Genomic DNA, 14,914 nt, shown 5'->3' on the forward strand with positions numbered 1-14,914 from the left:
GAAATAAAAATGTCAATAACCCCAGTTCACCCAACCCAATCGATCGAGTGTCTAACTCATGGATAATCTGCTGAAAGATCGACCCATCGCCATGGGTGTTTCTGGGGCATCAGGTATGATCTATGCCGTCCGATCGCTCAAGTTTTTACTCGCAAATCACTACAGGGTAGAACTCGTTGCCTCTAAAGCCGCCATCATGGTGTGGCAGTCCGAAAATTTAGGCGCAATGCCCAGTAATCCCAAGCAGCAAGAACAATTTTGGCGCGATCGCTGTCAAGAAAATAGCGGTCAGCTCACCTGTCATTCTTGGTCTGATGTCGGGGCTAATATTGCTAGCGGTTCATTTCGGACTTTGGGGATGGTGGTCACACCATGCAGCATGGCTACCGTGGCAAAAATTGCCCATGGGTTAAGTTCGGACTTGCTCGAACGGGCTGCCGACGTTCATCTCAAGGAAGGTCGTAAGTTGGTGATCGTGCCGAGAGAGACCCCCCTGAGCTTAATTCACCTCCGCAACCTTACCGCCCTAGCAGAAGCAGGCGCGAGGATTGTGCCTGCGATTCCCGCTTGGTATCATCAGCCGCGTACAATTGAAGATCTGGTAGATTTTGTGGTGGCACGCACCTTTGACCAGTTAGATATCGATGCCGATATCATTAAGCGTTGGCAAGGCAGAACCAGTTCAGATCCCGTCGATTCAGTCGATCCAATTCATGCAATCTCAGCTATCCCTCAAGATCGGCGAATAGAGGAATACACTTAGAACTATGGCTAGAGATCGATTCGCTAAAACCTCACTCCCCATCGGTCGCCTCATCCTTTTAGGTTGTGCGATTACCTTCTTGGCTGCGATATTTATCCAGAACTTACAACCCCTGGTTAGCATATTCTTCTTGGGGCAAGCTACAATGCCGATACCCCTTAGCCTAGCAATGCTCGTCGCATTTATCAGTGGCGCGATCGCAGCAGCAGCGATCAACTGGATTGCCGATTGGTTACGTCGTCGGGCGATCGCAGCAGTAAGAGATGAGTACGAAGAAGATGATGACGAGGATTACGAAGAAGATGACGAGGAAACGGTTAAATATGGAAAGACAAATCAACAACGGGAAACCACTCGAAAAGCGAACAATGATTTTCTTCGGTATGATGACGACGAACAGGTAATTGATGTCAAATATATAAGGGATATCGAGCGTCCAGATGATTTTTAATCTTCCTGTTGGCTGAAAGAAAAATATGAAGGGACAAGTATTAAAAGGGCGTTACAAGATCATCCGCGACCTAGCAGAGGGGGGGTTTGCCCAAACCTATCTTGCTGAAGATCTACAGTTGCCTATACCGAAACATTCAAAATGTGTGGTTAAGCATCTCAATCCCAATAATAAAGACCCGCTATTTACCAGTAAAGCGCTAGAACTATTTAAAATAGAAGCAGAAACACTGCAAGCGCTTGGAAAACTCAAGCACGATCAGATTCCCCAGTTATATGCTTCCATTCAAGAAAATGATGAATGGTATCTCGTTCTAGAATTTATTGACGGGCATCCAATTAGCAAAGAGATTCCACCCGGCAGTCAAATGGCTGAATCTAGAGTCGCCAAACTAGTTAGGGATGTTTTAGAGATTTTAGTTTTTGTGCATAGCCGTGGTGTAATTCACCGTGACATCAAGCCTAGCAACCTGATCAGACGACATGATGACGATAAAATCGTTCTAATTGATTTTGGGACGGTGAAACAGGTGCAAGTAGAAGCGAACGATATCGATAGCTCCCATAAAGGAACCCTGCCAATTGGAACCCCTGGATATATGTCTATCGATCAGTCCCATGGAAAATCTTCTACCAATAGCGACATCTTTGCATTGGGAATGGTGGCATTACAAGCATTGTCGGGAATGCATCCTAGTCAATTTTTGCGCGGAGACTTTGGTGAGATCGAATGGCGCTCCCATGCCAAAGTTAGCGACGAGTTTGGGGCAATTCTTGACAAAATGATCAGCTACAACCCTAAACTTCGCTACCAAACGGTCGATCAAGTTCTCAATGATTTACAGCACCTACCCTATTTACTCTTGTTGCAACCTTTCGATCAAAATTCCATTCAGTTATCTCCATCTCCCTTGCCAATCTCTTCTGTTCTGCCCAGCAATACTAAACCACGTCCTACTTACAACCCTTGGCAAATCATAACGGGTGTTGGGGTATCTGTAATTGCCGCGATCGCAGTGATCAATTTCTTAAATCCCCCTTCCCCTCCCAAAGAGGTAGGAAGTTCCAATCCAGTTGCGAGTTCCTCTTCTACTTTTGCACCTGATAATAATAGCTCACCTGCTAGTATTGCCAAACCTCAGTTACCAAAGGAGGCAGTGGACTACGATCGATTACGGAGCTATCTCAAGCAAAGCAACTGGCAAGCAGCCGATGCAGAGACCTACAATCTTATGCTGAGACTTGCTGGGGATAAATCCTATGGGGATGGAACCTTCCACCCAGATGAGTTAAATAATCTTTCCTGTGCAGGCATCGTTTTAATCGATCAACTTTGGCTTCAAGCCAGTAATGGCAATCTGGGTTTCACTGCTCAAAAAAAGATTTACGAATCAGAAGGAAAAGATTGGCAAAAAATGTATAGTAAGGTGGGTTGGCGATCGCTCACAGGTGAGTGGTTGCTCGATACGCGCTACGATCGTCAAAAATATCGCTGGGAATATGTAGACGGGCGTCTGCCCAATTTCCAAACACCTCCACCGGGGCATTTACCTTTTGTGTTTAGAGAGGAGTCAGGACAAAGTCTCAATAGAAATATTTTTTTACAGAAATGCTTCTAGGCAAAGATTTATACATTGCAATTTTAAACCCTCTGACTCCAAACTCACTGCCCCCGTTTCTCATGGAGCAAGGGATCGAAGACTTTGACGTTATTTACAACTCTAGGAGATCGTTCCCATGGCTTATGTATTTCTACTCGTGCCCCTGATAGTTCTATTGCTGGTCTGGTACTTACTCAGCAATCGTCCTCGTAAAGTGACAAAACCATTGATTCCAGAGGAGTTTGATACAGGTCGGGGACGCAGATTGCTTGTGCTTCTCAAAGGAAATGTGCCGTCAGCAAAACGAATGATTGAAGAGACGAGAAGTAAGCATCCTGGGAAAGATCGTGAATGGTGCATTGGCCAAGCGATCGCTGAGATAGAAAGAGATCGCAAATAACTGCTTATTTAGCCTCCTCGCGATTAATATTGTGTTATTTTAACTTTTTCAAAACCTCTCTTGCCATATTTAGATAGTCTCGATCGCGATTTAAATCAAGGGTTTTAGGTACTAAGGGTATCGCTTCGGGTTTAACTTCAATCGTGACTTCGCTATTCCCTAACTCCGCCAACTGCTCGGGTTCAAGACTAGGAGAGTCGGAATTGCTGGGAAGCAGAACTCTAGGAGTATGCATTAGATAGATAATCCGATCGCCATTTTCCCAAGTAATATTTGCAGGGACGATTTGCAGGCGTTCCTTTCGTTCAAACAAGAGAGGGAGTATGGTTCCAGTGTTAAATAGTTGGTTAAAGCGGCTGAGTTGGCGATCGAGTTCTTCTGTTTCAAGCGTAACTTCACCAATCCGAATTTCTCTTTGGCTGACATATTGGTTCCAAGTCTTGATCGGAACGCGACTGCCAAACGCCTGCTGAATCTCGGAACCATTGACTTCCTTTTTGTCTCCATCTTTTACATAGACAGCAAAAACCTTGGGCGGACGAAATTCTTCTACAACCAACTGCGAAATCACCAAATTGATATCGGTATTCACCGTCAAAGCCAAGAAAGTGCCGACCGAATCTAGCCCTGCCTCTGCCAAGGCTTTGGCATCAAAACCATTACTGACAAAGGCAGGAATATTCTGGGCGATCGCCAATTTACAGGATTCAGCACTGGTATCGACCAGCGCCACCCGCTGACCGTTGTTTTGAAACAGTCGCGCCACCAAAATCCCAATCGGATTACTGCCAACAATCACCAATCCTGAAGTCTCCAGTTCGCTCAGTCGCAGTAATTTGGCGATCCATTTTGCCGTTAAGCCCTGTAAAAATACGGTCATGGCGATCGTGAGAAACACCAACGCTTTGATCGAGTCTCCGCCATTGACGCCGCGATCGGTTAGCAAAATCGCAAATAAAGAAGCCACCGAAGCTGCCACAATGCCCCTAGGGGCGCACCAAGCTAAGAAAGCTTTTTGCCGCCAACTAAAACTGCTATTCCACGTACAAACCAGAATATTGAGCGGACGCACCACCAGCATCATCAACAGTACCGTCTGTACGCCCCCCCATCCCAGAGCAAATAAACTCGGAATCGAGAGATTGGCTGCCAATAACACGAATAGAACTGATACGGTCAGTACGGTTAACTGACTTTTAAACTTTAACAACAGCCTCTGATCGGGAATCGCGGCGGCTCGGACGACAATTCCTGCGAGTACCGCTGTTAACAGCCCCGATTCGCTTTGAATCATTTGCGCTAACCCAAATAGCCCCAAGACAGCAGCAACCACGACCGAACTTTTGGTATCTTCGGCAAGAAACTGCGATCGCTTTAAAAACTGACTCAGAAACCATCCCCCTGCCCCGCCGATTGCGCCACCAATGCCAAGCCGCACCACCAAGCCTTGAACCACCTCTGAAGCATTGGCGTCAACATTCAAGACAACATCTAAGACCACCACGGCAAGCACAGCACCAAGGGCATCGATCAGCACTCCCTCACCCTCAAGAATCGTGGCGAGTCGTCGTTCGAGCCCCACCTCTTGCAAAATTGGGTTGATCACCGTTGGACCCGTAACTACCACCAAAGCCGCATATAAAAACGCGATCGGCCAAGGAAATTCGCTCAACCAATGGGCAGCAACGCCACCCCCCACCAGGGTAATTAAAGCCCCCACCGTAACCAGATTGCGGAGGCTGGCAGAAACCTTGCTCAGTTCTCGCAGTTGTAAGTTTAGCCCCCCTTCAAACAAAATCAGCGCGACCGAGAGCGAGACGATGACTTCAAGCCCATCGCCGAGCAAACGAGGATGAATGATATTTAAGCCATTGCCCCCCAAAGCCACGCCAAAAATCAGCAAAAACACGATGCTTGGTACTCTAAAAAAGTTAGCAACCACCTGTGCTAAAACTCCAGCCCCAATTGAGGTGATAATTAGCAGTGTGAGAGCAAAAGACCCTTCCATCAGTCTGTGCGTTGGTATTTGGTCATTAGGCTGAGGCAGTCAATCAATTCATTTAAAAACAATTTTAGGGATGGTTGCGATCGCGGGACTAACGCCAACAGATAAACTCGGTCAAGTTATGTAGCCTTAACATATCTGATTGCGATTCATTTTGCCAACTTTCTCAAGCAGGTTGTTGTTGCCATCCTCAATCAGTTATGAAGTTTTAACGAACACGAGATTTCCATCTACAATTCTCCATATTGTTACAAACTAATACTTAAAATCTATGAATAAATGCCATTTTAGAATGAGCTTAGTCGCGATCGCTGCGATCGCTTTCTCTACAGGTTGTACGCCTAAACCTTTAGCCAACAGCACGCCCAGCCCATCTCTAGCCAGCCCATCTCCAACTAGTACAGATGCAACCGTACCCAATCTCAACAAAGCCTACGAATCCTCTGGCAAACTTTACAGCAATTCCGTAATGAGAGGGCAACAAGCATTTTTTCTGGAGAAAGGTAAGTTTGCTAGTACAGTCGATGAACTCGGGCTAGGCATTAAAACCGATACGGAAAGTTATAAATTTGAGGTAGCTGAGGTCAAACCCAAACAGGTCAAAGTCACAGCTACTGCGAAAAAGCCTGAAATCAAAAGCTATACTGTTTCAGTATTTGTGGTTGGGGAAACTGGCAATGAATTGACCATGGGGATTGTCTGCGCCACCGATCAGCCCTCTCAAACCCCACCCGAAGTTTCTACTCCACCAAAGTCAGCCACGGATGTACTCACTTGTCCTACGGGCTCGTCCGCCGCAAATTAAGCTGTTGAGAATCGTCTAGGGTAGATTTTTTAGATTGATCTATTTGCTATCCTAGCTACAGTCACATCTCATAAATACCTCGCGCTAAACTTCCATGACTCAGACACCACTCAAACCCAATGCTCAGCCCAACTCCCTTGCTAGCCGTCCCGATGCGCTAGGGCGATTTGGTGTTTTTGGTGGGAAATACGTGCCAGAAACCCTCATGAGTGCGCTGAGCGAACTAGAAACAGCGGCGAAGTTTTACCAAAATGATGCGAGCTTTACACAAGAGCTAGATGGTTATTTGCGCGATTATGTGGGCAGACCCAGCCCTTTGTATTTTGCCGAACGGCTTACGGCTCACTATGGCACTGCCCAAATTTATCTAAAACGTGAAGATTTAAACCACACAGGTGCGCATAAAATTAACAACGCCTTGGCACAAGCCTTATTGGCATGCCGCATGGGTAAAAAACGCATTATTGCCGAAACGGGTGCAGGCCAGCATGGGGTTGCCACAGCTACGGTTTGTGCCAGATTCGGGCTTGATTGCGTGATCTACATGGGCGTACAAGATATGGAACGCCAAGCCTTAAACGTATTTCGGATGCGTTTGATGGGTGCTGAAGTTCGTCCCGTCTCGGCTGGCACCGGTACGCTTAAGGATGCCACCTCAGAAGCCATTCGCGATTGGGTGACGAATGTAGAAACAACCCACTATATCCTTGGTTCTGTTGCAGGCCCTCATCCCTATCCCATGCTGGTGCGCGATTTTCATGCCGTAATCGGTCGCGAAACCAGAAAGCAATGCCTTGAAAAATGGGGTGGATTGCCAGATATTCTACTTGCCTGCGTTGGCGGTGGTTCCAATGCCATGGGCTTATTCCATGAGTTCGTAGATGAAAAGACAGTGCGCTTAATTGGGGTTGAAGCCGCAGGGGAAGGAGTGGATACCGAGAAACATGCCGCAACCTTGACCCACGGTAGAATCGGAGTTTTGCATGGAGCCATGAGCTATTTGCTCCAAGATAGCGATGGTCAAGTCCAAGAAGCCCATTCCATTAGTGCAGGCTTAGATTACCCCGGTGTAGGTCCAGAACATAGCTATCTCAAGGATGCTGGCAGAGCCGAATACTATAGCGTCACCGATGCCGAAGCCCTCGTCGCTTTCCAACGTCTATCTCAACTGGAGGGAATTATCCCTGCCTTAGAAACCGCCCATGCGATCGCTTATCTAGAAACCCTCTGCCCTCAACTCACCGCCGACCAACGAATTGTACTCAACTGCTCTGGACGTGGTGATAAAGATGTAAATACGGTAATTCAGCACTTAAAGCTGGAATAAATCAGCTAAAGGTTCTACATTGAAAGAATTCAATTTGGGGACAGTCATGGGAAGACTGCCCCCAAATTGGATTTGGACTAAATCAATATCGAACCTGGCGCATAAATCCCCTGAGAAATGGCGCGATCGACAAGAGAATTCGCTCCAATAATCGTGTTTGCTGGAATATTCGCATTTGCGCCGACCTTGACGCGATCGCCAATATAGCAAGGAGATGCCAATGTCGCTTGAGGGTTGACTTCCGCCGTCTTAGCGATCCAGATTCCCTGTTCGGTGGACTCATTAGATTCAGAAAGTCCAAAAGGCATCGCTCCTTCTAGAATATCCACATGTGCTTGACAATATTTTTCTGGGGTTCCCAAATCCATCCAATAACCATCCCAGACAAATCCCATCATCTTCAATCCTTGAGATAATACATTTGGAAATACTACCCGTTCAAAACTCAGCGGTTCTCCTTGAGGATAGGCATCAAAAATGTGAGGTTCCAAAATGTAGGTTCCCGCATTAATCGTATTGATGCCTTGCGCCAAAAATTCCACGGCTTGGGCTGCTGTGGGCTTTTCTCGAAATGCTTGGACTTGGTGATTTGGATCTATCTCAACCAAACCAAAAGGTGTGATGTCTGGAACCCTTGTCAGGGTGAGCGTAGCATCAGCTTGATTAGCCTTATGGAACTTAATCACTGCGTTTAAGTCTAAATCGGTAAGTACATCCGCATTAAACACAATCAGAGACTCGCCCGTTAGGTAGGGCTCTGCCAATTTAATTGCGCCCGCTGTATCTAAAGGCGTAGATTCTTCGATGTAGCGAATTTTTACGCCAAAGCGATCGCCTGTTTCAAAATAATCTGTGACCTGTTGGGCTTGATAATGCACATTCAGCAAAATGTCGTAGACGCCTGCATCTCGGCAGCGATCGATCATCCATGCTAAAAATGGTCGATCTAAAAGAGGTAGCATTGGTTTAGGACAGCCATAAGTCAAGGGTCTTAGGCGTGTTCCTTTGCCTCCGGCAATAATGATCGCTTGCATAGTTATTGGCTTGCAGTATATGTTACTAGTGTGAATTATAGAATTAGGTTGTGTTGAGTGACGAATAGACCTAGGTCAGAACAGCAAACTGGAGGTCAGGGTATTACGCCCCTGCAAACAGTTCACACCCTCAGGCAGACTCCTCAGTCGCCGATTGAATCTCTATCCTCCCAGTCAATTCAACGACCAATGCCGCAGCCAGCCATAAAGCCTGTTGAGCCATCTACGCAATCAGACTCGGGATTCCCCCCCTTTACCGAAGCGAAAACCGAAGCCGCGTTCACCCCTAATTTTTCACCATTAGAACAAAATCCGTCTAATCAAATAAAACCCAAGCAGCGCAAAATTCCTTGGGGGAAAATTACACTTGCCACGATCACCGCGATCGCAGTGGGTGGGGGCATTCTTTTAGCAAAATTTGTCCCAATCAATAATCTGGACTGGATGGGGCTGCTCAAGGGACGTAACCCCGAAGAAGTCTTTGTTGAAGCCTTGGGTCGCAAACTAGATCGCCCCTTGCAGATCTTAGTCTTAGGGATCGATCGCGTCCCCGGGGCTCCCCTCGATTCGCCAGAGTCTTTTAACGGTCGTAGCGACACCATGCTACTGATTCGGTTTGACCCCTACGATCGCTCTCTCACCATCCTCTCTGTCCCTCGCGATACGCAAGTACCCATCCCCGGCGCAGGACGCACAAAGATCAATGCTGCCAATGTTTATGGCGGGGCAGCTTTAGCCAAATCAACGGTGTCAGAGACGCTCAATGATGTCAATATTGACCATTATGTCCGCATTGATACAGCAGGTTTAGTCGATTTGGTCGATGTCTTGGGTGGCTTGGAGGTAAACGTTCCCAAGCGCATGCGCTATGTCGATAAGACGCAAAAACTCGACATCGATCTTTACCCCGGCGTGCAAGTGCTGAATGGCAAACAAGCAGAAGGATTTGTACGATTTCGCCATGACGAAGAAGGGGATATTGGGCGGATTAAGCGACAACAAGTTCTGCTAAAAGCGCTCAAAGCCAAATTAAGTAACCCAACCCTCGTCCTAAAGCTCAACGATCTGGTGACGGTGCTGCGGCGACATGTGGATACCGATCTGAGCTTTGATGAAATGTTGGCACTGGGGACTTTTAGTCTCAGCCTCAAACCCAACCAAGTTCAATCTTTCACCTTGCCCGGCAGACCGAGCGACCCGAATGAATTTCGCTACAGCTATTGGATTACCACGCCTGAGCAAGCTGCTCAAGCGATCGACGGCAAATTTCAGGTCAAACGTCAAGACACTTCAAATAGTCAGTCAACTAATTGAAACACCCATGACAAGCCCCCCCATTCACCCTGGAGAGATTTTAGCAGATGAGCTTGTAGAACTAGGATTGAGTGCATCTGAACTGGCGCGATCGCTTCATATTCCCACCAACCGTGTGACTCAAATTTTAAACGGACAAAGAGGCATAACGGCTGATACTGCTTTACGTTTGGGGCGATGGTTTGGTACGGGTGCTGAATTAGGGCTTAATTTGCAAAAGTCTTATGAATTGAGATCGGCTGAGCAGTTAACAGGAGAAGAGATTCAAAAAACGATTAAGCCTCGTTTGTCTTTGAATAATCAGCAACCAATGCAAGTTTAGTGAAAATGAAAAGGGGGATCTGAGGCTAGTATGCATGGTAGTTTTGGAGAAAAGTTTTTATCAAACAGCAATTTCATAGGGAATTACAGTTAGTCTCCGATCTCGATCTGCCGCAAAGGCAAAACAGGCTTGGATGTCTTCTTTTTGTCGCATACTAGGTTAGTAATATTCAGTCACAATCCAAAGTCATCATTTGCTATGGCAACGATCAATAGTAACTATCTCAAACTCAAGGCGGGTTATCTTTTTCCAGAAATTGCTCGGCGGGTAAATGCATATGCCGAAGCAAATCCTGATGCCAAAATTATTCGGTTGGGCATTGGCGATGTCACAGAGCCACTTCCTGAAGCCTGCCGCACGGCAATGACGCTAGCCGTTCAAGACATGGGCGATCGCGCTAGTTTTAAAGGCTATGGGCCAGAGCAAGGCTATGCTTGGTTGCGAGAGAAAATTGCTGCCCATGATTTCCAAGCGCGAGGCTGTGCGATCGATGCCTCTGAAATTTTTATCTCGGATGGCTCTAAGTGCGATTGTGGCAATATTCTCGACATTTTTGGACATGACAACGCGATCGCGGTAACTGACCCCGTTTACCCTGTGTATGTAGACACGAATGTGATGGCTGGTAACACAGGGGAAATGAATGACAAGGGCGAATATGGCGGCTTAGTCTATTTACCAATCTCAGCGGAGAATGACTTTGTCGCCGAGATTCCCTCTGAGAAGGTTGATTTGATTTATCTCTGCTTTCCTAACAACCCTACAGGGGCTACCGCTACAAAGGAATATCTAAAGGCGTGGGTTGACTATGCCAAAGCCCATGGTTCGATTATCTTTTTTGATGCTGCCTACGAAGCCTTTATCACCGATCCAGAACTGCCCCACTCGATTTATGAGATAGAAGGAGCGAGAGACTGTGCGATCGAGTTTCGTTCCTTCTCAAAAAATGCAGGCTTTACTGGAACTCGTTGTGCGCTTACCGTTGTGCCTAAAACCTTAACAGCCAAAGCCTCTGATGGTTCGGATGTGGAACTATGGAAACTCTGGAATCGTCGTCAATCCACGAAATTTAACGGAGTTTCTTATATTGTCCAGCGAGGCGCTGAAGCGGTCTATTCTGAAGCAGGGCAGGCACAGATTAAGGCATTGATCGGTTTCTATATGGAAAATGCCAAGATAATTCGCGAACAACTCACCGCCGCAGGGTTAGCGGTCTATGGTGGCATCAATGCCCCCTATGTTTGGGTAAAAACGCCCAATGGCTTATCCAGTTGGGACTTTTTTGATAAGTTGCTACAAACAGTAAATGTAGTGGGAACTCCCGGCTCTGGTTTTGGCGCCGCAGGGGAAGGCTATTTCCGCATTTCCGCATTCAACAGCCGCGAAAATGTAGAAGAAGCGATGAAACGGATTCTAGACAAGTTGAAGTAAGTTAAGAACCTCTCTCCTAGCCCCTCTCCTTTAAGGAGAGGGGAATAAGATCTAGGTGAATTCTTTTATCTAGCCCAAAAATAATTTGTAAGCAGGGTTTTCGTTCTCATCCCAATAGTGATAGCCAAGGGTATCGAGAAATTCATGCCATGCTTCCATCTCATGGGGTGGCACTTGAATGCCAACCACAATGCGCCCGTAGTCAGCACCGTTATTGCGATAGTGAAACAAGCTGATGTTCCAGTTGGGACTCATGGAATCGACGAACTTCATCAAAGCTCCCGGACGTTCGGGGAACTCAAAGCGATAGAGTAGCTCGTTATGGGCAAGAGGCGATCGCCCACCGACCATGTGACGCAAATGTAATTTCGTGAGTTCGTCATCGGTAAGATCGACAGTTTTAAGCCCGCTAGCTTCAAAGGTTTCTAACATCTTGACCGCATCCGCCCGATTCTGAATTTGCACCCCTACAAAAATATGGGCTTCCTTCGCATCGGCAATGCGATAGCTAAATTCGGTGAGATTGCGTCTGCCAATACTTTCACAAAACCGCCGCAAACTTCCAGGTGACTCGGGAATTGCCACAGCAAAAATTGCTTCGCGATGTTCCCCTAACTCCGCTCTCTCTGCTACAAAGCGAAGGCGATCGAAGTTCATATTAGCGCCACAGGCAACGGCAACAAGGGTTTGCCCTGTGATTTGTTCGCGTTCTACATAGGCTTTTGCCCCCGCGATCGCTAAAGCCCCCGCAGGCTCTAAAATGGAGCGCGTATCTTCAAAGACATCTTTGATTGCCGCGCAGATATCATCGGTTCCCACCAGAATGACTTCATCCACAAATTGCTGGCACAAACGGAAGGTTTCCACACCGACTTCTCTCACCGCCACCCCATCAGCGAATAAACCGACTTGAGGTAGACGCACCCGATGTCCTATTTCTAGCGATCGCGACATCGCATCGGAATCGATCGGCTCAACCCCAATAATCTTAATTTCAGGACGTAATTGTTTGACATAGGCAGAAATCCCAGAAATCAAGCCCCCTCCCCCGATCGCAACAAAAATTGCATGAATTGGCTTCTGGCATTGCCGCAAAATTTCCATACCAATTGTGCCCTGCCCTGCAATCACATCGGGGTCATCAAAGGGATGAATGAAGGTCAGTCCTTTCTCGGCTTCTAGTTTTCGAGCATAGGCATAGGCGTCGTCATAGGTGTCACCATGCAAGATCACCATACCGCCGCGTGCTTTGACAGCATCGACCTTGACCTGCGGCGTGGTCATGGGCATGACAATAATCGCGCGCGTTCCTAGCTGACGCGCAGAGAGGGCAACGCCTTGGGCATGATTTCCTGCTGAGGCAGCAATTACCCCTTGTGCCAAGAGTTCGGGCGTTAACTGAGCCATCTTGTTGTAAGCACCCCGCAACTTAAACGAAAATACCGACTGCATATCTTCGCGCTTGAGCAAGATTTTATTATTCAGTCGGGCTGATAGGTTGGGAGCTACCTCTAGGGGTGTCTCTTGGGCAACATCATAGACACGGGCAGTCAAAATTCGTTTTAAATAGTCAGAGGACATGACAAACAGGGGAGAAAGTGCCGTAGGGGGATAATCATTTTACTCTACTCCAGTGTATGACTGAACCCATCGAAGAACCCAAATAATCACCGCGATCGCTGGTCTTTTTCTAACAGCCCACAAACTTAACGAGCAAGCATTCTATTCAGGAATATCACTGAAGCGATCTCTGTATTTTTTTAGCAATGCTTCGGCTTGTTCTTTCGCAATTTTCTCTCGCTCAGCGATCGCTTCTGCCTGAAATCTAGCTTGTTGTTCTAGCGATCGCTCTTGCCCCTCCTCAGCATACGTCGGAACTCTCTAAATGCTTATCTATAGCGTTCTCAATCAAATTGGTATAATCTTTACCAGTTTGAGAGAATCTCTTTCGGTTTGTGAGATTGGCGATCGCTCCAATAAACATGGGAAATACTCCAATTACAGGAGCATTTGGAGTAATTGCATTACCTTTCAAAATTGCGCGTTCAGTCCCCCCGTAAGGGTTCTTTTAAACCATATTAATCTAGAGGTTATTATGTCAGATTTAACAAATGCATTAGATCGAATAATGGTTCAACTGATAAAGAAAGAGCTATCTATTACTGAATGCTTTCAGCAAGGTTTGACATATTCTACAATTCAGGAGTTAATCCGTGGTTACGAATTCAAATTCTCCGAAGAGGTATACGAACTATTTCAATGGTATAATGGTATCGCCTCCAAATGTCTAGAGAACAATATACTTTATCCAATGTTTGATAATTTTAATTCATTAGAAAGAGCGTTAGCTTTGTATAACAAGTTAGTAGAATTAAATAGTCCAGAATTTAAGATATGGAATATTAGATGGCTCCCAATCTTCAGTCTGGATATTAAAGAGCATCATTTCGTAGATTGTAGCGAAAGTAACTCAAAAGTATCACCAGTATTTAAGTACTTTATGGAAAGTGGGAGTTGGATGAAATACTCTAGCCTTACCAATATGATGTTAACAATAGCTGAATGTCATGAATCAGGTATTTATTCAGTAGATCAGCTTGAAGATGGAGAGATAAATGAAAGTGACGAAAATGCTATACGCAAAAAACATAATCCAACAGCTATCTTTTGGGAGTAATTTCTATCCAAATTCATCTAGATTTTAGTAGCGTAGAGAGTGTTCATAAAATGAAACGCACCAAATAAATCTACTTGGAAACTATCCTATCGTTCTAGACATCTTTATCCAAACAAGCAAGCGATTTTCTCAAACTTGTGAGCGATCATTTGAGCTATGGATTGACTCCTTCTCAAATACCCTTGAGATGATAAAATTCCACGATGATCGACAACATCTGTAAATTCCTCGCAGAGACATTCCCCACCGACTTTGCCAATTGGCTACTCGGCAAAGCGATCCTTCTAACCAAACTCGAACCCTCCGAACTCTCAGTCGAGCCAATTCGTGCCGATGCCGTGATATTTCTCGAATCAGCAGAAATCATTCTGCATATTGAGTTCCAAACCGAGCCAAATCAAAATATCCCCTTCCGCATGGCAGATTATCGACTGCGGCTGTATCGTAAATTTCCCGATAAACAAATCCATCAAGTCGTCATCTACCTTACCCCCAGCCAATCCCCCCTAGTCTATGAAACCACATTTAACATTGGCACGCTAAACCATCAATTTAACGCGATCAGACTATGGGAGCAGCCCACAGAAATATTTCAGCGATACCAAGGACTCTTCCCCTTTGCCACATTATCTCAAACCCAAAATCCTGAAGAGACATTAAAACAAGTTGCAAGGCAAATTGAAAATATTGCCGATAAGCAAGTACAAAGCAACGTAGCCGCATCGACCGCTATAATAGAGTTGTTGGGAAATAAAAACAAGTTGTGGACAGGGTTTTCCTCTTCC

The 14,914-nt window shown here is 46.2% G+C and carries 15 protein-coding genes and 1 pseudogene; 11 read left to right on the forward strand and 5 right to left on the reverse strand.

What is annotated here, in order from left to right:
• Positions 1–58: 58 nt before the first annotated feature.
• The 4 genes from V2H45_RS11985 (at position 59) to V2H45_RS12000 (ending at position 3,214) form a co-directional block, all read left to right on the forward strand.
• Positions 59–763, forward strand: a complete 705-nt coding sequence (locus V2H45_RS11985; protein WP_330483890.1) for a flavin prenyltransferase UbiX — start codon at positions 59–61, stop codon at positions 761–763.
• A 4-nt stretch (positions 764–767) separates the two neighbouring features.
• Positions 768–1,214 carry a lipopolysaccharide assembly protein LapA domain-containing protein gene (locus tag V2H45_RS11990; RefSeq protein WP_330483891.1) on the forward strand — a complete coding sequence of 149 codons (447 nt, stop codon included), beginning with the start codon at positions 768–770 and terminating at the stop codon, positions 1,212–1,214.
• Between the two features lie 25 nt (positions 1,215–1,239).
• Positions 1,240–2,832, forward strand: coding sequence for a serine/threonine-protein kinase (locus tag V2H45_RS11995; RefSeq protein WP_330483892.1), 1,593 nt, complete (start codon positions 1,240–1,242; stop codon positions 2,830–2,832).
• A gap of 118 nt (positions 2,833–2,950) precedes the next feature.
• Positions 2,951–3,214: a hypothetical protein gene (locus tag V2H45_RS12000; RefSeq protein WP_330483893.1), complete on the forward strand. Its 264-nt coding sequence runs from the start codon at positions 2,951–2,953 to the stop codon at positions 3,212–3,214.
• Positions 3,215–3,248: 34 nt separating this feature from the next.
• Here the strand turns inward: V2H45_RS12000 and V2H45_RS12005 are convergent, their stop codons facing one another.
• On the reverse strand, positions 3,249–5,222 hold the full coding sequence (locus V2H45_RS12005) for a cation:proton antiporter (RefSeq protein ID WP_330483894.1): 1,974 nt from the start codon (positions 5,220–5,222) through the stop codon (positions 3,249–3,251).
• Positions 5,223–5,490: 268 nt separating this feature from the next.
• Here V2H45_RS12005 and V2H45_RS12010 point away from each other — a divergent pair, with 268 nt between their 5' ends.
• A complete protein-coding gene (locus V2H45_RS12010) occupies positions 5,491–6,024 on the forward strand; it encodes a type IV pilin-like G/H family protein (RefSeq protein ID WP_330483895.1) in 534 nt (177 codons plus the stop codon).
• A 94-nt stretch (positions 6,025–6,118) separates the two neighbouring features.
• Positions 6,119–7,351, forward strand: coding sequence for a tryptophan synthase subunit beta (gene trpB, locus V2H45_RS12015; protein ID WP_330483896.1), 1,233 nt, complete (start codon positions 6,119–6,121; stop codon positions 7,349–7,351).
• A 77-nt stretch (positions 7,352–7,428) separates the two neighbouring features.
• Here trpB and V2H45_RS12020 read toward each other — a convergent pair whose 3' ends face one another.
• Positions 7,429–8,385, reverse strand: coding sequence for an NDP-sugar synthase (locus V2H45_RS12020; RefSeq protein WP_330483897.1), 957 nt, complete (start codon positions 8,383–8,385; stop codon positions 7,429–7,431).
• A gap of 57 nt (positions 8,386–8,442) precedes the next feature.
• On the opposite strand from V2H45_RS12020, the gene V2H45_RS12025 reads away from it, so the two are divergent.
• Both V2H45_RS12025 and V2H45_RS12030 read left to right on the forward strand, forming a co-directional pair.
• Positions 8,443–9,699 (forward strand): LCP family protein, encoded by a 1,257-nt coding sequence (locus V2H45_RS12025; RefSeq protein WP_330483898.1) that lies wholly within the window; start codon positions 8,443–8,445, stop codon positions 9,697–9,699.
• A gap of 7 nt (positions 9,700–9,706) precedes the next feature.
• Positions 9,707–10,021 carry a HigA family addiction module antitoxin gene (locus V2H45_RS12030; RefSeq protein WP_330483899.1) on the forward strand — a complete coding sequence of 105 codons (315 nt, stop codon included), beginning with the start codon at positions 9,707–9,709 and terminating at the stop codon, positions 10,019–10,021.
• Positions 10,022–10,081: 60 nt separating this feature from the next.
• Here the strand turns inward: V2H45_RS12030 and V2H45_RS25810 are convergent.
• Positions 10,082–10,162 (reverse strand): annotated as a pseudogene (locus tag V2H45_RS25810) (DUF433 domain-containing protein); the annotation flags it as partial.
• 57 nt (positions 10,163–10,219) lie between these two features.
• On the opposite strand from V2H45_RS25810, the gene V2H45_RS12035 reads away from it, so the two are divergent.
• Positions 10,220–11,452 (forward strand): LL-diaminopimelate aminotransferase, encoded by a 1,233-nt coding sequence (locus tag V2H45_RS12035; RefSeq protein WP_330483900.1) that lies wholly within the window; start codon positions 10,220–10,222, stop codon positions 11,450–11,452.
• Between the two features lie 69 nt (positions 11,453–11,521).
• Here the strand turns inward: V2H45_RS12035 and ilvA are convergent, their stop codons facing one another.
• Positions 11,522–13,033: a threonine ammonia-lyase, biosynthetic gene (ilvA, locus tag V2H45_RS12040; RefSeq protein ID WP_330483901.1), complete on the reverse strand. Its 1,512-nt coding sequence runs from the start codon at positions 13,031–13,033 to the stop codon at positions 11,522–11,524.
• A gap of 280 nt (positions 13,034–13,313) precedes the next feature.
• Positions 13,314–13,487, reverse strand: a complete 174-nt coding sequence (locus V2H45_RS12045; protein ID WP_330483902.1) for a hypothetical protein — start codon at positions 13,485–13,487, stop codon at positions 13,314–13,316.
• Positions 13,488–13,547: 60 nt separating this feature from the next.
• Between V2H45_RS12045 and V2H45_RS12050 the strand changes: the two genes are divergently transcribed.
• Together V2H45_RS12050 and V2H45_RS12055 are read left to right on the forward strand one after the other, a co-directional pair.
• Positions 13,548–14,129, forward strand: a complete 582-nt coding sequence (locus V2H45_RS12050) for an SMI1/KNR4 family protein (RefSeq protein ID WP_330483903.1) — start codon at positions 13,548–13,550, stop codon at positions 14,127–14,129.
• Between the two features lie 203 nt (positions 14,130–14,332).
• Positions 14,333–14,914, forward strand: a 582-nt coding sequence (locus tag V2H45_RS12055; RefSeq protein ID WP_408648772.1) for an Rpn family recombination-promoting nuclease/putative transposase, incomplete at its 3' end; no start/stop codon positions are given.

This window comes from Tumidithrix elongata BACA0141 (assembly GCF_036349135.1).
Lineage (GTDB): Bacteria > Cyanobacteriota > Cyanobacteriia > Pseudanabaenales > Pseudanabaenaceae > Tumidithrix > Tumidithrix elongata.